Genomic DNA, 24623 nt, shown 5'->3' with positions numbered 1-24623 from the left:
CCTACAGGGGCATGACACCCCTGTAGCGCGTGCCTTAGAGCCCTTGTTTCAAGCTGGCCACCAGGTATTCGTCGATGTCGCCGTCGAGCACCTTGTCGCAGTCACTGCGTTCGACGTTAGTACGCAGATCCTTGATTCGCGACTGGTCGAGCACGTAGGAGCGAATCTGGTGACCCCAGCCGATGTCCGACTTGGTGTCTTCCAGGGCCTGGGAAGCGGCGTTGCGTTTCTGCACTTCCTGCTCGTACAAGCGCGCCCGCAACATTTTCATCGCGGTGTCTTTGTTGGCGTGCTGGGAGCGTTCGTTCTGGCAGCTGACCACGGTGTTGGTCGGTACGTGCGTAATACGTACGGCCGAGTCGGTGGTGTTTACGTGCTGACCACCGGCACCGGAGGAGCGGTAGGTATCGATGCGCAGGTCCGACGGGTTGATGTCGATTTCGATGTTGTCATCGATTTCCGGCGACACGAACACGGCCGAGAACGAGGTGTGGCGACGGTTACCGGAGTCGTACGGGCTCTTGCGCACCAGACGGTGCACGCCGATTTCGGTACGCAACCAGCCAAAAGCGTATTCGCCCTTGATGTGGATCGTGGCGCCCTTGATCCCGGCGACTTCACCGGCCGACAGCTCCATGATGGTCGCGTCGAAACCGCGTTTGTCGGCCCAGCGCAGGTACATGCGCAGCAGGATGTTGGCCCAGTCCTGAGCCTCGGTACCGCCGGAGCCGGCCTGGATGTCCAGGTAGGCGTTGTTGGCGTCCATCTCACCGCTGAACATGCGACGGAATTCGAGTTTTTCCAGGGATTCGCGCAAACGCTCGACTTCGGCAGCGACGTCATCGACGGCAGCCTGGTCTTCTTCTTCGGCGGACATCAGCAGCAGGTCTTTGGCGTCGGCCAGGCCTGTGTGCATTTCGTCGAGGGTTTCGACGATCTGAGCCAGCAGGGACCGCTCGCGGCCCAGCTCCTGAGCGTACGTCGGGTTGTTCCAGACATTCGGATCTTCAAGCTCGCGATTGACTTCAGTCAGACGCTCATGCTTTTGATCGTAGTCAAAGATACCCCCGAATAGTTTCGGAGCGCTCGGACAGGTCCTTGATACTGTTAAGGATCGGGTTGATTTCCATGGCGGGCAGCACTCGTTGGCGAACTTTTGAAAGCCGGCGAGTATAACGTAATCAGGCTGTCACGGCAGCCCGCCTGGCGGCTTTAGGGGCGAATGGATTGAGGTTCTTTGTCTGGCTTGAGATCGCTCCCCTCACCCTAACCCTCTCCCCAGAGGGGCGAGGGGACTGACCGAGGTGTTTTGGCGAAGTACTGCGACCTGCAATTACGAGTCGAACTCAGGATCTGAAAAACATGGAGATCGGCTCTCTTTCCCCCTCTCCCCCGTGGGGAGAGGGATGGGCAGGCGGCGTTCCGATGAGGGGTCGATCCTGAATTTCACTCAATCCCAACCTGATTACGCCCATTGTTCTTCGCCAGATACAGCCCCTTGTCCGCCGCCGAGATCAATTGCCGGCAATCGCTCCCCGGCTGCGGGATCATGGTCGACAGGCCGATGCTGATGGTCAGGCTCGAACCTTCGGCCGGGAAAATGTGCGGGACCTTCAACGCGGCCACGGTCTGACGGAGTTTTTCCGCGACCAGTCGCGCGCCGCCCGGCGAAGTATTGGGCAGCACCAGAACGAACTCTTCGCCGCCGTAACGGGCTGGCAGGTCCGAAGGCCGCGCACTGGCATCACGAATCGCCGTGGCCACTTTGCGCAGGGCTTCATCGCCTTCAAGGTGGCCGAAACTGTCGTTGTAGGACTTGAAGTAGTCGACATCGATCATCAGCAGCGACAGTTGGGTCTGGTCACGCAGTGAGCGGCGCCACTCCAACTCCAGGTATTCGTCGAAATGCCGGCGGTTCGACAGCCCGGTCAGGCCGTCGGAGTTCATCAAGCGTTGCAGCACCAGATTGGTGTCGAGCAACTGCTGCTGGCTGACCCGCAACGCGCGGTAAGCCGCATCACGCTGCAGCAAAGTCATGTAGGAGCGCGAGTGGTAGCGAATGCGCGCCACCAGTTCGATGTTGTCCGGCAGTTTGACCAGGTAATCATTGGCCCCGGCCGCAAACGCCGCGCTCTTGATCAGCGGGTCTTCCTTGGTCGACAGGACAATGATCGGGATGTCCTTGGTCGCCGGATGGTTGCGGTACTCGCGCACCAGGGTCAAGCCGTCAAGACCAGGCATCACCAGATCCTGCAGGATCACCGTCGGCCTGATGCGGATCGCCTGGGCGATGGCCTGGTGCGGGTCGGCGCAGAAGTGGAAGTCGATATTGTCTTCGTTCGACAACCCGCGGCGCACCGCCTCGCCGATCATCGCCTGATCGTCTACCAACAACACCATGGCGGCATTTTCGTCGGTTTTGAAGTCGTCGAGCTGTAAATCATTCATGGACAGTCACCTGAGTACTACTTGGGCCAGGATTGCTGTGAAAATTCTTCATTTGGGGAATATCTCCAGCAATCGTGGCGCTATCTTATCCAGTGGGCGAATTTCCATCGCCGCATCGATGGCCGCTGCCGCCTTCGGCATTCCGTACACCGCACTGCTGTTCTGATCCTGAGCGATGGTCAGGAAGCCCTGTTGGCGCATGAGTTTAAGCCCCTGCGCGCCATCGCGCCCCATGCCGGTGAGCAAAACACCCACGGCATCGCCGTTCCAGTAATTGGCCACGCTCTCGAAGAACACATCGATCGAGGGCCGGTAGATCTCGTTGACTGGTTCGGCGGTGTAGGCCAGCGTACCGTTTTTCAACAAGCGAATATGGTGGTTAGTACCCGCCAGTAGCACCATGCCGGCCCGCGGAGGCTCGCCTTCCTGGGCCAGGCGCACATTCAGGCCACTGGCGCTGCTGAGCCATTCGGCCATGCCGGCGGCGAACACCTGGTCAACATGCTGCACCAGCACGATGGCCGCCGAAAAATCTCGCGGCAACTCCTTGAGCAAGACTTCCAGCGCGGCCGGGCCACCTGCCGAGGAGCCGATCGCTACCAGACGCTGGCGCGAGACCGAACTGCGCAGCGGACTCGGTGCCGATCGTTCCCGATTGCCCCGGTCACCGATCAGCCAACCGATGTTCATGATCTTGCGCAGTAACGGGGCCGCTGCCTCTTGGGCATTGCCGGCACCGAGGGCCGGCGTATCCACCACATCCAGCGCTCCGTGGCCCATGGCCTCGAACACCCGATGCACGTTTTGCTCGCGGTCGACTGTGACGATGACGATCGCGCACGGCGTATCAGCCATGATCCGCCGGGTCGCCTCCACGCCATCCATCACCGGCATGATCAGGTCCATCAGGATCAGGTCCGGCGTGTTTTCGGCACAACGTTGCACCGCCTCGGCCCCATTACTGGTGACCCAAACCACCTCGTGCGCCGGCTCGAAGGCCAGGGCGCGGCGCAGGGCCTCCACCGCCATGGGCATGTCGTTGACGATTGCGATTTTCATGCCCGCGCTCCTCCAATGAGCTCAACCACCGCGTCAAGCAGGGCGTCGTCATGAAAACTGGCTTTGGCTAGATAATAGTCGGCTCCAGCGTCCAGTCCACGACGGCGGTCCTCTTCACGATCCTTGTAGGACACCACCATCACCGGAAGCGATTGCAGGCGATTGTCCCGGCGCAATAAAGACACCAGTTCGATGCCATCCATGCGCGGCATATCGATGTCGGTGATCAGCAGATCGAAATCCTCGGAACGCAAGGCGTTCCAGCCATCCATACCGTCCACCGCCACCGCCACGTCGTAGCCGCGATTGAGTAACAACTTGCGTTGCAGCTCGCGCACGGTCAGTGAATCGTCGACCACCAAAATACGTTTTCGAGCAGCTTCAACCGCCTGGCTGCCCTGACGGGCAATGCGCTCAAGACGCCCGGTATTGAGCAGTTTGTCCACCGAACGCAGCATGTCTTCGACGTCGACGATCAGCACCACCGAACCGTCGTCGAGCAAGGCCCCGGCGGAAATGTCCTGCACCTTGCCCAGACGCTCGTCCAGCGGTAATACGACCAACGTCCGCTCGCCGATAAAACGCTCGACCGCCACGCCGTAAATCGCCTCGCGCTCGCGAATCACCACCACTTTGAGGGTTTGCTGGCTGTTCTGGCTCGCCGGACGCTGCAACAGTTGACTGGCCGCAACCAGCCCGACATGCCGGCCCTCGTGCCAGAAATGCTGACGGCCTTCGACCTGGACGATGTCCGCCGGCTCCAGATCGCACATCCGTTCAATGTGGGCCAGCGGGAAGGCATACGCCTCGTCACCGACTTCCACCACCAGACTGCGCACCACCGACAGGGTCAGCGGCACTTCGAGATGGAAGCGACTGCCCTCGCCCGCCGCCTGCTCCAGCACGACCGCGCCGCGCAACTGGCGGACCATGTGCTGAACCGCATCCAGACCGACGCCGCGCCCGGAAACTTCGGTGACCGTGTCGCGCAAGCTGAAGCCCGGTAGAAACAGGAAGGTCAGCAGCTCTTCTTCACTCAACTGCGCGGCGGTCTCGGCCGGGGACAACTGGCGTTCGATGATGCTGCGGCGGACCTTTTCCAGATCGACGCCATTGCCGTCATCGCTCAGTTCCAGCACCAACAGACCGGCCTGATGGGAAGCGCGCAAACGGATCAGGCCTTCAGCGGGTTTGCCCGCCAATAGCCGTTCCTCCGGGGATTCGATGCCGTGATCCACAGCGTTGCGCAGCAGGTGGGTCAGCGGCGCTTCAAGCTTCTCCAGCACGTCGCGGTCGACCTGGGTTTTCTCGCCCTCGATCTCCAGTCGCACCTGTTTGCCGAGGCTGCGGCCGAGGTCACGGACCATGCGCTCTTGCCCGGTCAACACATCGGCAAACGGCCGCATGCGGCAGGCCAACGCGGTGTCATACAACACTTGCGCCCGTAGACTGGCCTGCCAGGCGAACTCATCCAGCTCGGCGTTTTTCTCTACCAGCAATTGCTGGGATTCAGCCAGCAATCGGCGGGCATCGTCGAGGGCTTCCTGGGCCTCCAGGCTCAAGGCGTGGTCCTTGAGCTGGACGTTGAGGTTTTCCAGTGCCCGCAGGCCGTTGTTCTGCATGCGTTTGAGGCGCTGCATGGTGGCCAGGTGCGGTTTGAGCCGCAGGGTTTCCACCAGGGATTTGCTCGACAGATCGAGCAGGCTGTTCAGGCGTTCGGCCGTGACGCGTAATACGCGCTCGCCGTTTTCGGTGGTGCGTTTAGTCTTGGGCGTTGGCTCGGCGGGCGCTGCCGAGGGGGCTTCGGTGGCGGCCGGCATCGGCGGCTCAAATTTGGGCGTCGGCGGGTCCAGCTGAAGTTCTGCCATCGGCGGCGCGATGGGGGTAGCCGCCATGTGATCAAGCAGCCGTCCCATCAAGACGACGTAAGCTTCGATATCCGCAGGCGCCGGAGCGTTGCCCGGCGTCGCAATTCGCATCAGCAGATCGGTGCCTTGTAACAGTGCATCAATGTATTCGGGCCGCAGGTACAGGCGCCCTTCCTGGGCGCTGACCAGGTAATCCTCCATCACATGCGCGACGCTGACCCCGGCGTCGACACCGACAATCCGCGCCGCGCCCTTGAGCGAGTGCGCTGCGCGCATGCACGATTCGAGGTGATCGGCCTGGGTCGGATCGCGCTCCAGCGCCAGCAGGCCGGCGCTTAGCACCAAGGTCTGGGCCTCGGCTTCCAGGCTGAACAGTTCCAGCAAAGAGGCGTCGCGCATTTGCTCGGGGGTCATGTGAGGCTCCGGGTCACGGCGGACAGCATCTGCTCTTCATCCAGCCAACGCAGGCTGCGGCCTTTGAATTGCAACACGCCACGGGTGTATTTGCCGCTGGCCTGAGTGCCGGAGCGGGACGCCGCCTCGAGGAGGTGTTCGTCGATGGCGTGAATCCCGTCCACTTCATCCACCGGCACCACCACCGGCCCACCGTGGGCGGCGATGATCAGCATCCGCGGCATGACCCGCGCGCCGGACGCCACGCTGCTGGCGCCATCGAGCCCCAGCAACTCCACCAGTGACAGGCACGCCACCAGAGCGCCGCGCACATTCGCCACGCCGAGCAAGGCCCGGGAGCGCTGGTGCGGCAAGGAATGAATCGCTTGCAGCGGCGCCACTTCCACCAGGCTGCGGGTGGCCAGGCCCAGCCATTCTTCGCCGAGACGGAACATCAACAGCGAACGGGTTTTCACCTCGCTCTCGACCGCCGTGGAGACTTGCACGCGATCTTCCTGCTGCAACGCGTAGCGGTCGAGCAAACGCGTCGCAGCGGCCGAATACACCCCGCAATTGCGGCAGTGAATGTGATCGCTCAGCAGCGGGCAGGACTTGTCGCCATGGATACCGATGCGGTTCCAGCAATCGTCGATGGCCTGGGCATCTTCATGGGTGAGGCTAAAGGTGTCGGCGGCGTTCATCGTTTACGCTCACTGTCAGCGGCGCGCTCACTGCGGGCGGCGCGGTCCTGCAATCGTCTGGCTCCCGCCGTGTCGCCCAACGATTGCAGCAACGCCGCCAGGTGCATCAACGCGTCGGGATGTTGCGGTTCGAGGTACAACGCCTTGCGATAAAAACCCTGGGCCTCCAGGACTCTACCGGCGACATCACTGAGCAAGCCCAGCCAGTAAAAGACCTGGGCCACTGGCTCGTGACTGCGCAAATAGCTATCGCACGCGGCGCGGGCTTCGGCGCTTTTGCCTTCGTTGGCCAGCGCGGCAATGTTCGCCAGCAGCGCGGCGGCGTCCGGGTTGGCGGTTTTCGTCACGGCAGGTAGCGGCGCCACCGTTGCGAAGGGCCGGCTGCGAACGGGCGGCGGGGTCACGCTGCGCACCGGCTGGCGCGCGGGCAGAGGCGTCGGCACGAAAGTCGAAATGGGCGCAGGCTCTGCTGCGCTCTGACGACTGAACGCAAAGGACTGCGCGATGCCGATCGAACGCATGCCGAAACGGCCGAGCAAACTGCCCTCGGCCGGGCCGATAAACAGCACACCGTCGACATGGGTCAGGCGCTTGAGAACTTCGAACACTTGCTGCTGGGTCGGCTGATCGAAATAGATCAGCAGGTTGCGGCAAAACACAAAGTCATAAGGCGGCTCGTTGGCCAGCAACGTCGGATCCAGCAGATTGCCGACCTGCAAACGCACTTGTTCAAGCACTCGTCCGCTGAGGCGATAGCCCTCGTCTTCAGCGGTGAAATGCCGCTCGCGAAACGCGATGTCCTGACCACGAAACGAATTCTTGCCGTACAGCGCGCGCCGGGCTTTTTCCACCGACAACGGGCTGACGTCCATGCCTTCGACCTTGAACTGGTGCGGCTGGAACCCGGCATCAAGCAACGCCATGGCGATGGAATACGGTTCTTCACCCGTGGAACAGGGCAGGCTGAGAATCCGCAGCGCGCGCATGTTGTTGATGTCGCTCAGGCGTTTGGCAGCCAGTTTCGCCAGGGTGGCGAAGGATTCCGGGTAACGGAAAAACCAGGTCTCGGGGACGATCACCGCTTCGATCAGCGCCTGCTGCTCGTCCCGCGAGCCCTGCAAGGTGTGCCAGTACTCATCGGTCGTCAGCGCTTTGGAGGCCGTGCTGCGCTGACGTACCGCACGCTCGATGATCGCCGGTCCCACCGACGTCACGTCGAGACCGATGCGCTCTTTGAGGAAATCGAAAAACCGCTGGTCGCTGCTCATGGCCGCTCCTCAAACAGCGCCAGGTCCAGCGGCTGCGACGGGAACAACAGCGCGCGAACCTGCTCGTCCAGCAGATCGGCGACCCGCACCCATTGCAGCAAACCCTGGGCATCCTCGCGCACCGGCCCGAGGTACGGCGCCTGGCGATTGTCCAGGCCATAAGGCTGAAAATCCGCCGGGTTGCAGCGCAAGGTATCGGTGGCCTGTTCCAGAATCAGCCCGAGCAATTGCGCCTCAGCGGTTTCATCCGGGCGGTAATTGACCAGCACCAAGCGCGTGCTGGTGCGGGCCTGGGCCGGTTGGCCGAAGGTCAGCGCACTGAGGTCGATCACCGGCACCACCGCGCCGCGATAGGCGAACACCCCGGCGACCCAGTCCGGCGCGCGGGGAATCGGCTTCAACGGCAGGCGCGGCAGCACTTCCGCCACCTCGATGGCCTGCAAGGCATAGCGCTCGTTGCCGATGCGGAACACCAGAAACAATGATTGCAGCGCCGGCTTCACGGCGATGCGTTTGGCCGTGAGTTCGCTCATCAGACTTTGAATCGCGAAACGCCGCCGCGCAGCCCTACGGCCACCTGGCTCAGTTCATCGATGGCGAAACTGGCCTGGCGCAGGGACTCGACAGTCTGGCTGCTGGCATCGCCCAACTGCACCAGCGCATGGTTGATCTGTTCGGCGCCCGTGGCCTGGGCCTGCATGCCTTCGTTGACCATCAACACCCGTGGCGCCAGCGCCTGAACCTGATGAATGATCTGCGACAGTTGCTCGCCAACCTGCTGCACTTCGGACATGCCGCGGCGCACTTCTTCGGAGAACTTGTCCATGCCCATGACCCCGGCCGACACCGCCGACTGGATCTCGCGAACCATCTGCTCGATGTCGTACGTGGCGACGGCGGTCTGGTCCGCCAGGCGCCGCACTTCGGTGGCGACCACGGCAAAACCGCGGCCGTATTCACCGGCCTTTTCGGCCTCAATCGCCGCGTTGAGCGACAAGAGATTGGTCTGGTCGGCGACCTTCACGATGGTCACCACCACCTGGTTGATGTTGCCGGCCTTCTCATTGAGGATCGCCAGTTTGGCGTTGACCAGATCGGCCGCGCCCATCACCGAGTGCATGGTCTCTTCCATCCGCGCCAGGCCTTGCTGCCCGGAACCGGCGAGCACCGAGGCCTGATCGGCGGCGGTGGACACTTCAGTCATCGTGCGCACCAGATCCCGCGAAGTGGCCGCAATCTCACGGGACGTCGCGCCGATTTCGGTGGTGGTGGCGGCGGTTTCGGTGGCGGTCGCTTGCTGTTGCTTGGAAGTGGCAGCGATCTCAGTGACCGAGGTGGTGACTTGCACCGACGAGCGCTGAGCCTGAGACACCAGGGACGTCAGCTCGGCCATCATGTCGTTGAAGCCGGTTTCCACGGCACCAAATTCGTCCTTGCGCGCAAGGTTCAAGCGATTGCTGAGATCACCGGTGCGCATGACGTCGAGAATTTCGACGATCCGGTTCATCGGCGCCATGATCGCGCGCATCAGCAGCAGACCGCAGAGGCCGGCGGCCAGCACCGCGATCAGCAGGGAAATGCCCATGATGACCTTCGCGGTGACCACAGCGTCATCGATGTTCGCGATCTCCTGATCGGCCACCGCTTTGTTTTCGCGCAGGATGTCGTTGAGCTTCATTCGGCCGGCAGTCCAGGCCGGCGTCAGTCGTTCAGTGAACAACTTGATGGCTTCGGCTTCCTGATTGCGCTTATGCAAGTCGAGTACAGCGGCCAGGGTCTTTTCGTAATCCTCATAGAGTTTTTCGAAGGCAGCGAATTCGACCTTGTCTTCATCGGTGGTGACGGTGCCGCGATAGTTACTCATCGCTTCTTGCACACGCGCCTCGAAGCTTTTGAAGTCTGCGGCGTCTTCGGCACTGATGCCCTGCCCTTCCTTCAAGCCCAGCATTTCCTGGGTCTGGAGAAAACTGTCGACCCAGGCGCCCCGAATCGTCGAGCTGTAATACACCCCGGGAAGCGCGTCGTCACGAACGCTGGCTTCGCTGTTTTCAATCGTCAACAGCCGCGAATACGAGACGACGACCATCAGCAACATGATGGCGATAATCACCGCAAAGCTCGCCAAGATGCGTTGGCGCAACGTCCAGTTCTTCACAGTCAGTCCTCGGGTGCGGTTGAAATGTTGCGGAGTATAGCTGAGGGCGGTGTTTCATTTATAAGACTGTTGCCAGTGGTGAATTGGAAGAAAAAGGCTCGCTCCCACACTCGACCGAGCTGTCCAAACGGACGCGATCTATGTGGGAGCGAGCCTGCTCGCGAAGAACGATGACGCGGTTTATCTGACTGAACACCTACTCCGGTGGATCGAGGTTATCCAGAGCCTTCTCGGAACGCGCTGTTTTGATGCAAAAAATCGCAGGCTCCGCCAGTGCCTACGGTCGATGTAGGCATTGGCGCAACCTGCGATTTTTTAAAGAAACGGTTAAATAGAAGCCTGACGCACCTGCCTTTCCAACTCAGCCTTCAACCCTGGCTCAAGCTTCAGTTGCCGCGCCAGTTCATCGAGGTAGGACTTCTCCATGAAGCTCTCCTCGTCCACCAGCATCACACTGGCGATGTACATTTCGGCAGCCATTTCCGGTGTGCTCGCAGCGCGGGCAACGTCGGCCGGGTCCAGCGGTTTGTTGAGTTCGGCGTGCAGCCAGTGTTGCAACTCCTGATCGTTATCGAGCTTGGTGAATTCACCTTCAATCAGCGCACGTTCACGCTCATCGACATGGCCATCAGCTTTGGCCGCAGCCACTAATGCTTTGAGAATCGCCTGGCTGTGCAGCTCGACTTGCTCCGCCGGCAAACGATCAAGTGTTTGCGGTTCGGTTTGGGGTGCAGTGCCCTGCTGGGCCTGCCAGTTACCGTACGCCTTGTAGGCAATCACACCCAATGCGGCGAGGCCACCGTAAGTCAGGACCTTACCGCCGACATTGCGCCCTTTCTTGCTACCCAGCAGCAAACCCATGGCGCCGGCCGCCAACGCTCCGCCGCCCGCGCCTGAGAGCAAACTGCCGAGGCCGCCCGAACCACCACTGCCGCCGAGCAATCCGCCCAAGCCACCGCCAGAGGTCTTGTTTTGTGAGCCGCCGGCCTTGTTCTGCAACATGTCCTGACCGGACTTGAGTAGCTGATCGAGCAATCCACGGGTGTTCATTTGCTGCCTCCACGCATTCGGGTTAACCGGATCATTAAGGCCACCAGCCTAGTTCGAAAGTGCCCGCCGTCCGGGAGCGAGAGTGCTTCGAGATGTTGCGCAGCGTTCTTCAGCTGACCGCAGCCCCTCAGAAAAAAAGATATACACTCAGAAAAATCTATAAAAACCGCCCACCGGGTACTTTCCCCATGATGACCTTGCGTCAGATTCGTCACTTCATCGCCGTGGCCGAAACCGGCTCGATCTCCGCCGCTGCACAAACCGCGTTCATTTCCCAGTCCACCCTGACCCTGGCGATCCAGCAACTGGAGCAGGAAATCGGCGTTGGCCTGTTCAATCGTCACGCCAAGGGCATGACGCTGACCCACCAGGGCCACCAATTCCTACGCCAGGCGCATCTGATTCTGGCGACGGTGGACAACGCCAAACGCAGCCTGCAACAGAGCACCGATCAGGTCGCCGGGCAGTTGATCATCGGTGTGACCAGCCTGGTGGCCGGTTACTACCTCGCGGATTTGCTCACTCGTTTCCAACGCGCCTACCCCAACGTCGAGATCAGGGTGATGGAGGATGAGCGGCCGTACATCGAGCATTTGCTGGTCAGCGGCGAGATTGATGTTGGCGTGCTGATCCTCTCCAACCTCGAAGACCGCCACGCCTTGCAGACCGAAGTGCTGACTCACTCGCCCCATCGGTTATGGTTGCCGGCCCAGCATCCGCTGCTGGAACACGACAGCATCAACCTCGCCGACGTGGCCCGCGAACCGTTGATTCAGCTGAACGTCGATGAAATGGATCGCAATGCGCAACGCATGTGGTCGGCCGCCTCACTGCAACCGCGCATCACCCTCAGAACGGCTTCGACAGAAGCGGTCCGAAGCCTGGTGGCAGCGGGATTGGGCGTGTCGATCCAGCCAGACATGACTTACCGCCCGTGGTCACTGGAGGGCGACATCATCGAAGCCCGCCCGATCGCGGACCTGAGCCAGACCCTCGACGTCGGCCTGGCCTGGCGTCGCGGCACTGCGCGCCCAGCGTTGGTGGACCCGTTCCTGACTGTCGCCCGCGAGCAACCCCATGGCGGGCGCAAGCCATCTATTTAATCGAATGCCACCTTCAGTATTTAGAATTTGTCGACCTCGGGCCTGCGCACTAGTCTTGCTGCATCTATAAGACGGCCGGGCCCCAGTCACAGGGAGCACCATGGCCACACAAGAAAAGAGAACCCGAAAAATGGCTGGCGCGCAGACCCCGTTGTTCACCGCGTTGTTGATCGATGGCGAATTGGTCGCGGGCCAGGGGTTTGTCGAACCGATTCTCAACCCGGCCACCGGTGAAGTGCTGACGCACATTGCCGAAGCGAGCACCGAGCAGGTCGAAGCCGCGATCCTCGCCGCCCACCGCGCCTTTGCCGGTTGGTCGCGGACCACGCCGCAACAGCGCTCGAATCTGCTGTTGGAGATTGCCAACGCCATCGAAAAACAAGCCGACCTCCTCGCCCGCCTCGAATCCCTGAACTGTGGCAAGCCATTGCACCTGGCCCGTCAGGACGACTTGAGCGCCACAGTCGATGTGTTCCGCTTCTTCGCCGGCGCCGTGCGCTGCCAGACCGGTCAGCTCAGCGGCGAATACCTGCCGGGCTACACCAGCATGGTCCGTCGCGATCCGATTGGTGTGGTCGCGTCGATTGCGCCGTGGAACTACCCGATCATGATGGCCGCGTGGAAAATCGCTCCAGCCCTCGCCGCCGGCAACACGCTGGTGTTCAAGCCGTCCGAACACACGCCGCTGTCGATTCTGGCCCTGGCGCCAGCGCTGGCCGAGATCCTCCCGCGCGGGGTGATCAACGTCGTTTGCGGCGGTGGTGAAGGCGTTGGCAGCCATTTGGTTAGCCACCCTAAAGTGCGCATGGTGTCGCTGACCGGCGATATCGTCACCGGGCAAAAAATCCTCCAGGCCGCGGCGAAAACCCTGAAGCGCACCCACCTCGAACTCGGCGGCAAAGCGCCAGTGATCGTTTGTAACGATGCTGATATTCAGGCCGTGGTCGAAGGCGTGCGCACTTACGGCTATTACAACGCCGGCCAGGATTGCACCGCCGCTTGCCGAATTTATGCACAGGCCGGGATTCATGACCGCTTGGTGGCCGAACTCGGCGCGGCGGTCAGCAGCCTGCGCTTCGCCGGTAAACGCGATGACGACAACGAGATCGGCCCGCTGATCAGCACCCGTCAACGCGACCGCGTGGCCAGTTTCGTCGAGCGTGCCCTTGGCCAGCCGCACATCGAGCGGGTGACCGGCGCGGCGGTGCATTCCGGCGCCGGCTTCTATTACCAGCCGACCTTACTGGCCGGTTGCAAGCAGAGCGATGAAATCGTCCAACGCGAAGTCTTCGGGCCGGTGGTCACCGTGACCCGTTTTGATGGACTCGAACAAGCCTTGGACTGGGCCAACGACTCGGAATACGGCCTCGCCTCCTCGGTCTGGACCCAGAACCTCGACAAAGCCATGCAGGTCGCGGCGCGGTTGCAGTACGGCTGCACCTGGATCAACAGCCATTTCATGCTGGTCAGCGAAATGCCCCACGGCGGCCTGAAGCGTTCGGGCTACGGCAAAGACTTATCCAGCGATTCGCTCCAGGACTACAGCGTGGTGCGGCACATCATGGCCCGCCACGGCCAGCATCTCTGACTACGCTTATAACAAGCCACTAACGGCATGCTTCACCACGTTCAAAACTGCCCCGACCATAATTAAAGAAGAGGGAAACCCCATGTTCGTGCACAAGACCGCACTGCTCAGTGCAATCACCACGGCGCTGCTGGCCAGTGCCAGCCTCCAGGCCGCCGAACCGCTGAAAGCCGTCGGTGCCGGCGAAGGTCAGCTGGATATTGTGGCCTGGCCCGGCTACATCGAACGTGGCGAAAGCGACAAGGCCTACGACTGGGTGACCGGTTTCGAGAAGGAAACCGGCTGCAAGATCAATGTGAAAACAGCCGCCACTTCCGATGAAATGGTCAGCCTGATGGCCAAGGGTGGTTACGACCTGGTGACCGCGTCTGGCGATGCGTCCCTGCGACTGATCGCCGGCAAGCGTGTGCAGCCGATCAACACGGCGTTGATCCCGAACTGGAAGAACATTGACCCTCGTCTCAAGGACGGTCCTTGGTACGTCGTCAATAAGCAAACCTACGGCACCCCGTACCAATGGGGCCCGAACGTGTTGATGTACAACACCAATATCTTCAAAACAGCGCCGGACAGCTGGAGTGTGGTGTTCGAAGAACAGACTCTGCCGGACGGCAAGTCCAACAAGGGTCGGGTCCAGGCCTACGACGGCCCGATCTATATCGCCGATGCGGCGCTTTATCTCAAATCGAAACAGCCGGAGCTGGGCATCAAGGACCCGTACCAGCTCAACGAAGCGCAATACAAAGCAGCGCTGGACCTGCTTCGCAAGCAACAGCCCTTGATCCACCGCTACTGGCATGACGCAACGGTCCAGATGAGTGACGTCAAAAACGAAGGCGTGGCGGCGGCCAGCACTTGGGGTTACATGGTCAACGGCCTGGTGGCGGACAAGCAGCCGGTTGCCTCGGTCATTCCAAAAGAAGGTGCAACGGGTTGGGCCGACACCACCATGCTGCACGCCGAAGCCAAGCACCCCAACTGCGCCTACAAGTGGATGGACTGGTCGCTGCAACCGAAAGTCCAGGGTGACCTGGCGGCATGGTTCGGTTCGCTGCCGGCAGTTCCGGCGGGGTGCAAGGAGAGCGAGCTGCTCGGCGCCGAAGGTTGCAAGACCAACGGTTTCGACCAGTTCGAGAAGATCGCTTTCTGGAAAACCCCGCAGGCTGAAGGCGGCAAGTTCGTGCCGTACAGCCGCTGGACCCAGGACTACATCGCGATTATGGGTGGTCGCTGACACACCCGTACTGATCGTTCCCACGCTCTGCGTGGGAATGCATCACCGGACGCTCCGCGTCCATTCGCGCAAAGGTGACGCAGAGCGTCACGGGCTGCATTCCCACGCAGAGCGTGGGAACGATCATTGATAGAAAGCGCGCCTTTTTGGAGCACCGCACCATGACGCTTGCAGTCCAGTTCACCAACGTTTCCCGTCAGTTCGGCGAAGTGAAGGCCGTTGACCGGGTTTCCATCGATATCCAGGACGGCGAGTTCTTTTCCATGCTGGGCCCTTCCGGCTCGGGCAAAACCACCTGTCTGCGCCTGATCGCCGGTTTCGAACAACCGAGCGCTGGCTCTATCCGTATTCACGGCTTCGAGGCCGCCGGGCTGCCGCCGTATCAGCGTGACGTGAACACCGTGTTCCAGGATTACGCGCTGTTTCCGCACATGAACGTACTCGACAACGTCGCCTACGGTTTGAAGGTCAAAGGCGTCGGCAAGTCCGAACGCCAGAAACGCGCTGAAGAAGCCCTCGACATGGTCGCCCTCGGCGGTTACGGCGAGCGTAAACCGGTGCAACTGTCCGGCGGCCAGCGCCAGCGTGTGGCCCTGGCCCGCGCCTTGGTCAATCGTCCGCGAGTGCTGCTGCTCGATGAGCCGTTGGGCGCTCTTGACTTGAAGCTGCGCGAGCAAATGCAGGGTGAACTGAAGAAGCTGCAACGCCAGCTCGGCATCACCTTCATCTTCGTCACCCACGACCAGACCGAAGCGCTGTCGATGTCGGATCGCGTGGCAGTGTTCAACAAGGGGCGCATCGAGCAGGTCGACACTCCGCGCAACCTGTACATGAAACCGGCTACAACCTTTGTCGCCGAATTTGTCGGTACCTCCAACGTGATTCGCGGCGATCTGGCGAAGCAATTGAGCGGCAATCCACAGCCGTTTTCGATTCGCCCGGAACACGTGCGTTTCGCCGAAGGGCCGCTGGCCAGCCATGAAATTGAAGTCAGCGGCTTGCTCCATGACATTCAGTACCAGGGCAGCGCCACCCGCTATGAAGTGAAACTGGAAAACGGCCAGACCTTGAACATCAGCCAGGCCAACGTCCAGTGGCTGGACGTCAGCGCCAAGCACCAGACCGGGCAACGCATCAGCGCGCGCTGGGCACGGGAAGCGATGATCCCGTTGCACGACAACGTTGTCGGCGGGGTGTGAGATGAACAGCGTGGCGATGACTCAAACCCCGGCCGGCGGCTCCCCGCTGCGCAGGTTTTCCAACCTGCTGTATCGCCGGCCGAACTTGTACCTGTCGATGCTGCTGGTACCGCCGCTGCTCTGGTTCGGCGCGATCTACCTCGGCTCACTGCTGGTGCTGCTGTGGCAAGGCTTCTACACCTTCGATGATTTCACCATGGCGGTCACGCCCGACCTGACCCTGGCGAACTTCGCTGCCCTGTTCCAGCCCTCGAACTTCGACATTATCCTGCGCACTTTAAGCATGGCCGTCGTCGTGTCGATCGCCAGTGCCGTGGTCGCGTTCCCGATTGCCTACTACATGGCGCGCTACACCACCGGCAAGACCAAGGCATTTTTCTACATCGCGGTGATGATGCCGATGTGGGCCAGTTACATCGTCAAGGCGTATGCCTGGACACTGCTATTGGCCAAGGGCGGCGTCGCGCAATGGTTCGTTCAACACCTGGGGCTGGAGCCCGTATTGCAGTTCGTGCTGGGCATTCCCGGGGTGGGCGGCAGCACGTTGTCGACCTCACACCTGGGTCGTTTCATGGTGTTCGTCTACATCTGGCTGCCGTTCATGATCCTGCCGATCCAGGCCTCGCTGGAACGTCTGCCGCCGTCCTTGCTGCAAGCTTCTGCCGACCTTGGCGCCAACCCGCGCCAGACCTTCATGCAAGTGACTTTGCCGCTGTCGATTCCGGGCATCGCGGCCGGTTCGATCTTCACCTTTTCGCTGACCCTGGGCGACTTCATCGTGCCGCAACTGGTGGGGCCACCGGGCTACTTCGTCGGCAGCATGGTTTACGCCCAGCAAGGCGCGATCGGCAACATGCCGATGGCTGCGGCTTTCACGCTGGTGCCGATCGTGCTGATCTCCATTTACCTGTCCATCGTCAAACGACTGGGGGCCTTCGATGCGCTCTGACTCTTCATCTCAAGATCAGGCTTCTCTGGGCCTGCGCATCGCAGCCTGGGGCGGGTTGGTGTTTCTGCACTTCCCGATCCTGATCATCTTCATGTACGCCTTCAACACTGAGGACGCAGCGTTCAGCTTCCCGCCCAGGGGCTTCACCCTGAAGTGGATCGGCGTGGCGTTCTCCCGTCCTGACGTACTGGAAGCGATCAAGCTGTCGCTGCAGATTGCCTCCGTCGCGACGTTGATTGCGTTGGTCCTCGGTACGCTGGCTTCGGCGGCGTTGTACCGCCGGGATTTCTTCGGCAAGCAAGGCATCTCGCTGATGCTGATCCTGCCGATTGCCTTGCCCGGGATCATCACCGGTATCGCCTTGCTGGCGACCTTCAAGACGCTGGGGATGGAGCCTGGGATGTTCACCATCATCGTCGGTCACGCGACCTTCTGTGTGGTGATCGTCTACAACAACGTCATCGCCCGGTTGCGTCGTACTTCTCACAGTTTGATCGAGGCTTCGATGGATCTTGGCGCCGATGGCTGGCAGACCTTCCGCTACATCATCCTGCCGAACCTCGGTTCGGCGTTGTTGGCCGGCGGCATGTTGGCGTTTGCCCTGTCGTTCGACGAAATCATCGTCACCACTTTCACCGCCGGCCATGAACGCACCCTGCCGCTGTGGCTGCTCAACCAGCTCAGCCGCCCACGGGACGTGCCGGTGACCAACGTCGTCGCGATGCTGGTGATGATGGTGACCATGCTGCCGATTCTCGGCGCCTATTACCTGACCCGTGGCGGCGAAAGCGTTGCGGGCAGTGGCGGCAAGTGAGTTTCCTGACAATTCCAATAATGAATTTGCGGTAGAAAGAGGACAAAGCCATGCAAACCAAACTCTTGATCAACGGCCAACTGATCGATGGCGAAGGCCCCGCCCAACCCGTGTTCAACCCTGCGCTGGGCAGCGTACTGGTGGAAATCAATGAAGCCAGCGAAGCCCAGGTCGATGCCGCCGTGCGGGCCGCCGACAGCGCCTTCGAAACCTGGTCGCAAACCACCCCGAAAGAACGCTCGCTGCTGCTGCTCAAACTCGCCGACGCCATCGAAGCCCACGGCGAAGAGCTGGCCAAACTGGAATCGGACAATTGCGGCAAGCCTTACAGCGCTGCGCTGAACGACGAGATCCCGGCGATTGCCGACGTGTTCCGTTTCTTCGCCGGCGCCAGCCGTTGCATGAGCGGTTCGGCGGGCGGTGAATACCTGCACGGCCACACCTCGATGATCCGTCGCGACCCGGTCGGCGTAATCGCCTCCATCGCGCCGTGGAACTACCCGCTGATGATGGTCGCCTGGAAAATCGCCCCAGCCCTCGCGGCGGGTAATACCGTGGTGCTCAAACCATCGGAACAAACCCCGCTGACCGCCCTGCGTCTGGCAGAACTGGCGTCGGATATTTTCCCGGCCGGTGTGCTTAACCTGGTGTTCGGCCGTGGTCCTACGGTCGGCAGCCCACTGGTCACACACCCGAAAGTGCGCATGGTCTCGTTGACCGGTTCGATCGCCACCGGTTCGAACATCATTTCCAGCACCGCTGACAGCGTCAAACGCATGCACATGGAACTGGGCGGCAAGGCCCCGGTGATCATCTTCGACGACGCCGACATCGAGGCTGCCGTGGAAGGCATTCGCACCTTCGGCTTCTACAACGCCGGCCAGGACTGCACCGCCGCCTGCCGCATCTACGCGCAGGAAGGCATCTACGACACGTTCGTCGAGAAGCTCGGCGAAGCGGTCAGCAGCATCAAGTACGGCGTGCAGGATGATCCGTCGACCGAGCTCGGTCCCCTGATCACCGCGCAACATCGCGACCGCGTGGCCGGGTTTGTCGAGCGTGCCGTGGCGCAACCACACATCCGCTTGGTCACGGGAGGAAAAGCTGTTGAGGGCAATGGCTTCTTCTTCGAACCGACGGTGTTGGCCGACGCTCAGCAGGACGACGAGATTGTTCGTCGCGAAGTATTCGGGCCGGTGGTGTCGGTGACCAAATTCACCGATGAAGCGCAGGTGCTGGGCTGGGCCAACGATTCCAACTACGGCCTGGCGTCGTCGGTCTGGACCTCGGACGTCGGTCGCGCGCATCGCTTGTCTGCACGCCTGCAGTACGGCTGCACCTGGGTAAATACGCACTTCATGCTGGTCAGCGAAATGCCGCATGGCGGTCAGAAACTGTCCGGTTATGGCAAGGACATGTCCATGTACGGGCTGGAGGACTACACCGTCGTTCGGCATGTGATGTTTAAGCACTAAAAGCTTCGCGGGCAAGCCTCGCTCCTACAGAACCCGCGAACCTGTAGGAGCGAGGCTTGCCCGCGAAGGCCTCACCGCAACACAAAACAAAACAATAACCACCGATCCGGGCAGCGCCGTCATGGCCCTGCCACGGTTTCGGACATCCGAAATCTGCCGATTTTCCGGAGTTAACACACTATGAGTGCATCACCCGATCTCTCAGCAGTCGTTGCCGACAGCGATGCCGAGCAACTGCGCAAACTGGGCTACACCTCGAACTTCAATCGCAGCATGAGCCTGTGGGAAAACTTCGCCCTGGGCTTCACTTATCTCTCTCCGGTCGTAGGGGTTTATACCCTGTTCGGCCTGTGCCTCGCCGCCGGTGGGCCACCGATGTTCTGGGCTTATTTGCTGGTCGGATGCGGCCAGTTGCTGGTGTGCCTGATCTTCGGTGAAGTGGTCTCGCAGTTCCCGATTTCCGGCGGTGTGTACCCGTGGGCTCGCCGCTTGGTGGGCAAGCGCTGGGCGTGGATGGTCGGCTGGATCTACTCCATCGCCCTGTGCGTGACCATCGCCGCCGTTGCGGTGGGCGCGGGTCCGTACCTGGCCGCCATGATGGGCTTTGAACCGAGCAACAACACCAACATCGTCATCGCGCTGTTTCTGACCTTGTTCGCCACCCTGGTCAACCTCAGCGGCACCAAGGTGCTGGCGCGGATCGCCATGTTCGGCTTCCTCTGTGAGCTGGTTGGCGCGGTGATCGTCGGCGTTTATTTGCTGATCTTCGAGCGTCATCAATCGATCAGTGTGTTGTTCAACACCTTCGATATCAGCATTGATGGCTCCTACCTGCCGGCGTTCCTCACCGCATCGCTGGCGGGGATGTTCCTGTACTACGGCTTCGAGGCCTGCGGCGATGTGGCCGAAGAAACCCCGAACCCGAGCAAGCAGATCCCGGTGGCCATGCGCATGACCATCTACATCGGCGGCATCGCAGCGATGTTCGCCTGCCTGGCGCTGATCCTCGCTGTGCCAGACATGCAAGCGGTGATCAACGGCACCGACAAGGACCCGGTCACCACCATCCTTAACAACGCCTTCGGCCCGGTCGGTTCGAAAGTGGTGATGGGCGTGGTCATGATTTCCTTCATCTCCTGCGTCATCAGCCTGCAAGCGGCGGCGAGTCGTCTGCTCTATTCCTACGCTCGAGATGAAATGGTCATCGGCAGCTCACTGCTGAAGAAGATTTCCCCTACGACTCAGGTTCCGGTTGCGGCGCTGTTCGTGTCCGGTGTCCTGCCGGCGCTGATCATTGTGCTGGGTTTCTTCCTGCAGGATGCGGTGGCAACCATCGTCAGCTTCGCGGCCATCGGCATCTACCTGGCGTTCCAGATGATCGTGCTCGCGGCACTCTATGCACGCATGAAAGGCTGGAAACCGAGCGGCAAATTCACCCTCGGCGCCTGGGGCTGGGCAGTCAACGTCGGAGCGCTGGTCTACGGTGTTGGCGCGATCATCAACATGGCCTGGCCGCGCACGCCGGATGCGGCGTGGTACATCAATTACGCAATGGTGTTGAGTACTGCCATCGTGATTGGTCTGGGGCTGATTTACATGTGGATTGCCAAGCCGTATGACCACGGGACTGCGCCTGCGGGGGATGCCTGGAAGGTTAGTCGGTAACGGTGTTTACCCTGTCCGCAGCGATGCGGGCAGGGTTTGTGGTGTTAGATCGGTAGGGGTTTGGAGAGCATTTCGAATTCGTCCATCAGCAGATGGATTTCGGTGCTGGGGTTGGGTTCGCCGCTGATAACGACGTCCTCAATAATTTTTGGCCCTAAATCTCTCGCCCTTTGGAAGGGTTCACCCAAAAGTTGCGCGAAATAGTTGGTGTCTTCGCCTTTCTCGTATTTATCCATGTTGGGTTTTTCTCTGAGGCTCTTGGCCACCAAGTCGCCTGGTGAGTGTTTCCCGACCGCTCGAAATGGCTTTCGATTGAAACCGAAGTGCAGAAGCAGCCAAAACTCAAAACAGGGGTACGAAGCGATGACTTTGATTTTCGGATGAGGCCTCGCCAGGTTTATTGCTCGCTCAAAACACAGATGTGTATCGCGATCCAATGCACAAAACACCTTGTCGAAGCATTTCTGGCGGACTATTGCTGTTTCTACAATGCCACTTGGGTGTGTGACGCCACAGTGGGTAATTTCCACTTGAGCTTTGGCGCGAAAATGAAATGCAGCCTCCTCCAGATATCGTTTTCCTGACTTACTGTCTTCACAGAGGATCAACACTTTGGGTTGAGGCTTGAACCGCGGTGCCTTTCGTTCAAATAGCCGTATCGAACGCGCCATGATCAACCCCTCCTTATCAGTGGTAACCCGCGATAACGGCCTTCAAAGTAGCGTTTCTCGACATCCTCCCCTTCCCTCCCTCCAAAATCGTAAACAGAAAAAAGGCAGGTTGCACCGTTAGCGTCTCTTTCGGTGATCCAGAACTGATCGCGCCGAAGCGCTTTGGCGTTCATTAGGTGAGTGTCGTGAGTGGTAAAGATCAGTTGGGTATTCAACCCACTGTCCAGGTGTTTCTCAATCAGGTCAGCGACTATTGAGGGGTGAAGGCTGCTGTCCAACTCATCGACTGAAAGAATCCCACTCCCATCAGAGTGATTGATCATGAACCAGGGCAGCCAGAATCCGATCAGGTTTTTCGTACCACCGGACTCCTCTGAAAAATCAAACTCCGCGTTGCCTAAAAGACTCGTATGCGTCAGGGTTACTTTGTCTTTTTGGACTGCTGCGAAGAACTCTTTCAGTGTGAGTTTTTCAGTTCGCTGAACAGACTCTGCGTCTTCGGTATTGAGCCGGATCGCTGACACCGGGACATCCACTTCCTTTAGAAAGTCTCGTAAATCATGTGTGTAATCCGATGCCATCCGAAGAAATCTGATGGATGCTGCTGACAGCCCCATCATGTTGTTCTGCTCAATAACGAGTAGACCGGTTTGAAACCAGCTAAATGGCCCCCGCAACTGAGTCAACTCTTCGCTACTGTTCGCAACCGCCTGCGAAATAAACAACATCTTGGGGCTCGTCAGACGCCGCCAAGCGTTGTGCACCTCCTTACCGCCCTCAAGGCATGAGCCAAAAACATAATGCTCGCCCTCATCAACAAAGAGACGCGAATACAACAGCATTGCTTTACCTTTAGGATAGGAAACCAATTGTTCCTCGATAATCCGCTGTGCAGTCATGCGCAGAACAAACCGATATCTGACCCCGTGTTGAATGAAGTTGTACTCAAAAGAACTGGGTTCGTTTTGGAGTTGCGGATCAAACCGAAACGGCGAGACCGGTAGCGGTTCATCATTTGATGTAGGTATTGAAGCAAGCAAACTCCCCATGATCCCCATCGCCCGGATAAGCGAAGATTTACCGGATGCGTTCGGTCCGTATATCGCGGCGACCTTCAGTAAATCCGGCAGCTTTTCTCCATTTACCGGCGACTTGAAAATGTTGCGCTTTTTGCTCAGGCGCGGCGTTGCAGCCATGGACAGAGTTTGTTTGTCACGGAAGGAGCGATAATTAGAAACTGAAAATTCGATCAACATGTAGCAAACCTGCAGTTCGTTCCTGAATGCAGGAAAAACTATAGGAAAAACCACGGCTGTGATGCTGCTTGACTGCACCTCATGCAAAAACAGGCAATTCCTACAGATCAAGCCTTCCAGAAAAGACACTGATTCCTACAACACGCGGTGCCAGAGTAGACTTGGCGCCGCGAGCGCCTGAACGATAGGCTTTACCTCGTCGCTGCCAAATCAGCGACCCGGGGTCGAAGCCGGAACACAATCAATATGGCGCAACCGCGCTCCTCTGAGTGGCGGCTCCCTTTTCAACTTGGAGTCGAAAAAATGCTTGAGTACACACCAAATCCGCCTGAAATCCATCCTCATTTCACCCCCACCGTATTCACCCGCCACAACCGCTTTCTCCACGCCTTCATGCAGGACAACCAAGCCTGGTTCTGCGTCCAGGATCTCGGTCGCCTGATGGGTCGCCCGATGGATCAACGCCTCACCCTGAAGCTCGATCCCGATCAACGTCGATATGTCTGGCTGCTCAAGAGCGGTAACAACGTCGAATCACTGATGGTCAGCGAATCAGGGATGTACGCCCTTCTCGTCCACCATTTCATCCCGGAAAACCGAAACCTGCGCCAATGGTTGAGCAACGTAGTCATCCCAATGCTGCGTAATTCGAAATCGGCATCTGTGGATAACATTCCAAGCCTGAGTACGTTGCAGTGGGCAGGAATCTCAGTGCCGCTTCTGCACTGGCAGCATCAGGCCTGGATCAAGTGGCGGGATATGCCTGATCTGATGCAGGTACAGCGACCGTTCACGATCGTAGGCACTTGCAGCTGAAGGTAAGGTGAAAAAATGAAGAAGGGGCAGACTTCACAGTCCGCCCCTTTGGTTTGGGTACACCTATTCAATTGCCCTCCTGAATGAGTAATCCGTAGCCATGAGCAAACTGTGCATCAGCAGCCAAAGCGTTGTAGAAGTCATTCCAAGTGATAGCTCCTTTGCAGAAAAGTATCTGCGACAGACCATCGAACTAAAAGACATCGCTGCTCGCCACCAAGCAATCCACGAAGGCATCACCGACGCCGATGCAGGAAAATTGACCCGCCTGGCCACCGTAAAAGCCAAATGGCCTTTACGGTAACCATCTCGGTCAAAACCGCGAAACACTCCTCATCGCATCCACCAGATACCGCATCGCAATCTGGTCGCTTTCCGACAGCTCCCGGTAGCGCTCTAACAATTTCATTTCGTCCGAACTGAGCCGACGCCTTCGCCGCCCGGTAGCCAGGCAGGGAAAGATGCCTAACAGTTCGGTGATGCCTTGTACTTTCGACATGGACGATATCCTTCTATACGTCAAAGAAAACTCCAGAAAACCGCATCGCCCTACTACTTTCAGCAGTCGCGTTGTGCCTGCTGAACCCACCGGCCTGGAGGGCCGAAACCGGTCATGTCCATAGAATAGGAATTAAATTGGCGCTGAAAAGTGGTTTTTAGAGTAATTAGTCAAAAAAAGCAGAAATGCCCTATAAATCAGAAAGTACTGTCAGAAAACTTAACCGACATCTCTTGTTTCATTGCCACGAAGCCAAAGTGCTACTAATCATTTTTTCTCCGCAACCGAACGGTCTAAGCTATTTGTTATCTGTTTAATGTCCGTTGCGTTTGGCCGAAGGCATGTCCAAACCTCCATTTTTGATCCAGCACGTGCCAGGAACGGCGCGGGATTGTTCACGACAGGTTGTACT

The 24623-nt window shown here is 59.5% G+C and carries 22 protein-coding genes; 10 read left to right on the top strand and 12 right to left on the bottom strand.

The genetic code is table 11. The features are described 5' to 3' along the window. Positions 1 to 34 precede the first annotated feature (34 nt). The 9 genes from prfB to ACYZT5_RS30560 form a co-directional block, all read right to left on the bottom strand. Positions 35 to 1130, bottom strand: a protein-coding gene (gene prfB / locus ACYZT5_RS30600) for a peptide chain release factor 2 (protein WP_140677704.1) whose coding sequence is annotated in 2 segments (ribosomal slippage) — positions 35 to 1057 and positions 1059 to 1130 — 1095 coding nt in all. Because the reading frame shifts where the segments join, the coding sequence is not laid out codon by codon here. A 316-nt stretch (positions 1131 to 1446) separates the two neighbouring features. After that, the gene (locus ACYZT5_RS30595; protein WP_462048650.1) at positions 1447 to 2448 is read right to left on the bottom strand and encodes a diguanylate cyclase domain-containing protein; all 1002 of its coding nucleotides are present in this window, start codon (positions 2446 to 2448) and stop codon (positions 1447 to 1449) included. A gap of 48 nt (positions 2449 to 2496) precedes the next feature. Then, on the bottom strand, positions 2497 to 3507 hold the full coding sequence (gene cheB / locus ACYZT5_RS30590) for a chemotaxis-specific protein-glutamate methyltransferase CheB (RefSeq protein ID WP_462048649.1): 1011 nt from the start codon (positions 3505 to 3507) through the stop codon (positions 2497 to 2499). Continuing rightward, positions 3504 to 5789, bottom strand: a complete 2286-nt coding sequence (locus ACYZT5_RS30585) for a response regulator (RefSeq protein ID WP_462048648.1) — start codon at positions 5787 to 5789, stop codon at positions 3504 to 3506. Before ACYZT5_RS30585 ends, cheB begins: the two co-directional genes overlap by 4 nt. Continuing rightward, a complete protein-coding gene (locus ACYZT5_RS30580) occupies positions 5786 to 6469 on the bottom strand; it encodes a chemotaxis protein CheW (RefSeq protein WP_462048647.1) in 684 nt (227 codons plus the stop codon). Before ACYZT5_RS30580 ends, ACYZT5_RS30585 begins: the two co-directional genes overlap by 4 nt. Then, positions 6466 to 7737 (bottom strand): CheR family methyltransferase, encoded by a 1272-nt coding sequence (locus tag ACYZT5_RS30575; RefSeq protein WP_462048646.1) that lies wholly within the window; start codon positions 7735 to 7737, stop codon positions 6466 to 6468. Before ACYZT5_RS30575 ends, ACYZT5_RS30580 begins: the two co-directional genes overlap by 4 nt. Continuing rightward, on the bottom strand, positions 7734 to 8270 hold the full coding sequence (locus ACYZT5_RS30570; protein ID WP_462048645.1) for a chemotaxis protein CheW: 537 nt from the start codon (positions 8268 to 8270) through the stop codon (positions 7734 to 7736). Before ACYZT5_RS30570 ends, ACYZT5_RS30575 begins: the two co-directional genes overlap by 4 nt. Further along, positions 8270 to 9892 carry a methyl-accepting chemotaxis protein gene (locus tag ACYZT5_RS30565; protein ID WP_462048644.1) on the bottom strand — a complete coding sequence of 541 codons (1623 nt, stop codon included), beginning with the start codon at positions 9890 to 9892 and terminating at the stop codon, positions 8270 to 8272. The genes ACYZT5_RS30570 and ACYZT5_RS30565 overlap by 1 nt, the downstream gene beginning before the upstream one ends. Before the next feature lie 327 nt (positions 9893 to 10219). Then, the gene (locus ACYZT5_RS30560) at positions 10220 to 10942 is read right to left on the bottom strand and encodes a tellurite resistance TerB family protein (protein ID WP_462048643.1); all 723 of its coding nucleotides are present in this window, start codon (positions 10940 to 10942) and stop codon (positions 10220 to 10222) included. Positions 10943 to 11130: 188 nt separating this feature from the next. On the opposite strand from ACYZT5_RS30560, the gene ACYZT5_RS30555 reads away from it, so the two are divergent. From ACYZT5_RS30555 to ACYZT5_RS30520, 8 genes are all read left to right on the top strand, one after another. Further along, the gene (locus tag ACYZT5_RS30555) at positions 11131 to 12045 is read left to right on the top strand and encodes a LysR family transcriptional regulator (RefSeq protein WP_008072897.1); all 915 of its coding nucleotides are present in this window, start codon (positions 11131 to 11133) and stop codon (positions 12043 to 12045) included. 100 nt (positions 12046 to 12145) lie between these two features. After that, positions 12146 to 13633, top strand: coding sequence for a gamma-aminobutyraldehyde dehydrogenase (locus tag ACYZT5_RS30550; protein WP_462048642.1), 1488 nt, complete (start codon positions 12146 to 12148; stop codon positions 13631 to 13633). An 82-nt stretch (positions 13634 to 13715) separates the two neighbouring features. Next, positions 13716 to 14867: a putative ABC transporter substrate-binding protein YdcS gene (ydcS, locus tag ACYZT5_RS30545; protein WP_462048641.1), complete on the top strand. Its 1152-nt coding sequence runs from the start codon at positions 13716 to 13718 to the stop codon at positions 14865 to 14867. A 161-nt stretch (positions 14868 to 15028) separates the two neighbouring features. Then, positions 15029 to 16066, top strand: coding sequence for an ABC transporter ATP-binding protein (locus tag ACYZT5_RS30540; RefSeq protein ID WP_462048640.1), 1038 nt, complete (start codon positions 15029 to 15031; stop codon positions 16064 to 16066). Between the two features lies 1 nt (position 16067). Next, the gene (locus tag ACYZT5_RS30535; protein ID WP_462048639.1) at positions 16068 to 17015 is read left to right on the top strand and encodes an ABC transporter permease; all 948 of its coding nucleotides are present in this window, start codon (positions 16068 to 16070) and stop codon (positions 17013 to 17015) included. After that, positions 17005 to 17829: an ABC transporter permease gene (locus tag ACYZT5_RS30530; RefSeq protein ID WP_462048638.1), complete on the top strand. Its 825-nt coding sequence runs from the start codon at positions 17005 to 17007 to the stop codon at positions 17827 to 17829. Before ACYZT5_RS30535 ends, ACYZT5_RS30530 begins: the two co-directional genes overlap by 11 nt. Positions 17830 to 17879: 50 nt before the next feature. Then, positions 17880 to 19304 (top strand): gamma-aminobutyraldehyde dehydrogenase, encoded by a 1425-nt coding sequence (locus tag ACYZT5_RS30525; RefSeq protein WP_462048637.1) that lies wholly within the window; start codon positions 17880 to 17882, stop codon positions 19302 to 19304. A 180-nt stretch (positions 19305 to 19484) separates the two neighbouring features. Further along, positions 19485 to 20969: an APC family permease gene (locus tag ACYZT5_RS30520; protein WP_462048636.1), complete on the top strand. Its 1485-nt coding sequence runs from the start codon at positions 19485 to 19487 to the stop codon at positions 20967 to 20969. Between the two features lie 44 nt (positions 20970 to 21013). On the opposite strand, the gene ACYZT5_RS30515 is transcribed toward ACYZT5_RS30520, so the two are convergent. Both ACYZT5_RS30515 and ACYZT5_RS30510 read right to left on the bottom strand, forming a co-directional pair. After that, positions 21014 to 21640 (bottom strand): RloB family protein, encoded by a 627-nt coding sequence (locus ACYZT5_RS30515; protein WP_462048635.1) that lies wholly within the window; start codon positions 21638 to 21640, stop codon positions 21014 to 21016. A 2-nt stretch (positions 21641 to 21642) separates the two neighbouring features. Next, entirely contained in the window at positions 21643 to 22896 is a 1254-nt protein-coding gene (locus ACYZT5_RS30510; protein WP_462048634.1) for an AAA family ATPase, read from the bottom strand. Between the two features lie 303 nt (positions 22897 to 23199). On the opposite strand from ACYZT5_RS30510, the gene ACYZT5_RS30505 reads away from it, so the two are divergent. Continuing rightward, complete coding sequence (locus ACYZT5_RS30505; protein ID WP_462048633.1) at positions 23200 to 23712, top strand: BRO-N domain-containing protein; 513 nt, start codon at positions 23200 to 23202, stop codon at positions 23710 to 23712. Between the two features lie 100 nt (positions 23713 to 23812). Next, a complete protein-coding gene (locus ACYZT5_RS30500; protein WP_462048632.1) occupies positions 23813 to 24016 on the top strand; it encodes a hypothetical protein in 204 nt (67 codons plus the stop codon). A 9-nt stretch (positions 24017 to 24025) separates the two neighbouring features. Here the strand turns inward: ACYZT5_RS30500 and ACYZT5_RS30495 are convergent, their stop codons facing one another. Further along, positions 24026 to 24211, bottom strand: a complete 186-nt coding sequence (locus tag ACYZT5_RS30495; protein ID WP_282377029.1) for a hypothetical protein — start codon at positions 24209 to 24211, stop codon at positions 24026 to 24028. Positions 24212 to 24623 lie beyond the last annotated feature (412 nt).

Source organism: Pseudomonas sp. LB3P14, from assembly GCF_054898045.1.
This window is presented reverse-complemented; position numbering and strand designations above follow the sequence as displayed.

Coding starts and splice junctions, on each gene's coding strand:
- ACYZT5_RS30515 (WP_462048635.1), bottom strand. CDS start 21,640: ATGGCGCGTTCGATACGGCTATTTGAACGAAAGGCACCGCGGTTCAAG.
- ACYZT5_RS30530 (WP_462048638.1), top strand. CDS start 17,005: ATGCGCTCTGACTCTTCATCTCAAGATCAGGCTTCTCTGGGCCTGCGC.
- ACYZT5_RS30580 (WP_462048647.1), bottom strand. CDS start 6,469: ATGAACGCCGCCGACACCTTTAGCCTCACCCATGAAGATGCCCAGGCC.
- ACYZT5_RS30520 (WP_462048636.1), top strand. CDS start 19,485: ATGAGTGCATCACCCGATCTCTCAGCAGTCGTTGCCGACAGCGATGCC.
- cheB (WP_462048649.1), bottom strand. CDS start 3,507: ATGAAAATCGCAATCGTCAACGACATGCCCATGGCGGTGGAGGCCCTG.
- ACYZT5_RS30585 (WP_462048648.1), bottom strand. CDS start 5,789: ATGACCCCCGAGCAAATGCGCGACGCCTCTTTGCTGGAACTGTTCAGC.
- ydcS (WP_462048641.1), top strand. CDS start 13,716: ATGTTCGTGCACAAGACCGCACTGCTCAGTGCAATCACCACGGCGCTG.
- ACYZT5_RS30540 (WP_462048640.1), top strand. CDS start 15,029: ATGACGCTTGCAGTCCAGTTCACCAACGTTTCCCGTCAGTTCGGCGAA.
- ACYZT5_RS30510 (WP_462048634.1), bottom strand. CDS start 22,896: ATGTTGATCGAATTTTCAGTTTCTAATTATCGCTCCTTCCGTGACAAA.
- ACYZT5_RS30560 (WP_462048643.1), bottom strand. CDS start 10,942: ATGAACACCCGTGGATTGCTCGATCAGCTACTCAAGTCCGGTCAGGAC.
- ACYZT5_RS30535 (WP_462048639.1), top strand. CDS start 16,068: ATGAACAGCGTGGCGATGACTCAAACCCCGGCCGGCGGCTCCCCGCTG.
- ACYZT5_RS30595 (WP_462048650.1), bottom strand. CDS start 2,448: ATGAATGATTTACAGCTCGACGACTTCAAAACCGACGAAAATGCCGCC.
- ACYZT5_RS30505 (WP_462048633.1), top strand. CDS start 23,200: ATGCTTGAGTACACACCAAATCCGCCTGAAATCCATCCTCATTTCACC.
- ACYZT5_RS30555 (WP_008072897.1), top strand. CDS start 11,131: ATGATGACCTTGCGTCAGATTCGTCACTTCATCGCCGTGGCCGAAACC.
- ACYZT5_RS30500 (WP_462048632.1), top strand. CDS start 23,813: ATGAGCAAACTGTGCATCAGCAGCCAAAGCGTTGTAGAAGTCATTCCA.
- ACYZT5_RS30550 (WP_462048642.1), top strand. CDS start 12,146: ATGGCCACACAAGAAAAGAGAACCCGAAAAATGGCTGGCGCGCAGACC.
- ACYZT5_RS30525 (WP_462048637.1), top strand. CDS start 17,880: ATGCAAACCAAACTCTTGATCAACGGCCAACTGATCGATGGCGAAGGC.
- ACYZT5_RS30575 (WP_462048646.1), bottom strand. CDS start 7,737: ATGAGCAGCGACCAGCGGTTTTTCGATTTCCTCAAAGAGCGCATCGGT.
- ACYZT5_RS30495 (WP_282377029.1), bottom strand. CDS start 24,211: ATGTCGAAAGTACAAGGCATCACCGAACTGTTAGGCATCTTTCCCTGC.
- ACYZT5_RS30570 (WP_462048645.1), bottom strand. CDS start 8,270: ATGAGCGAACTCACGGCCAAACGCATCGCCGTGAAGCCGGCGCTGCAA.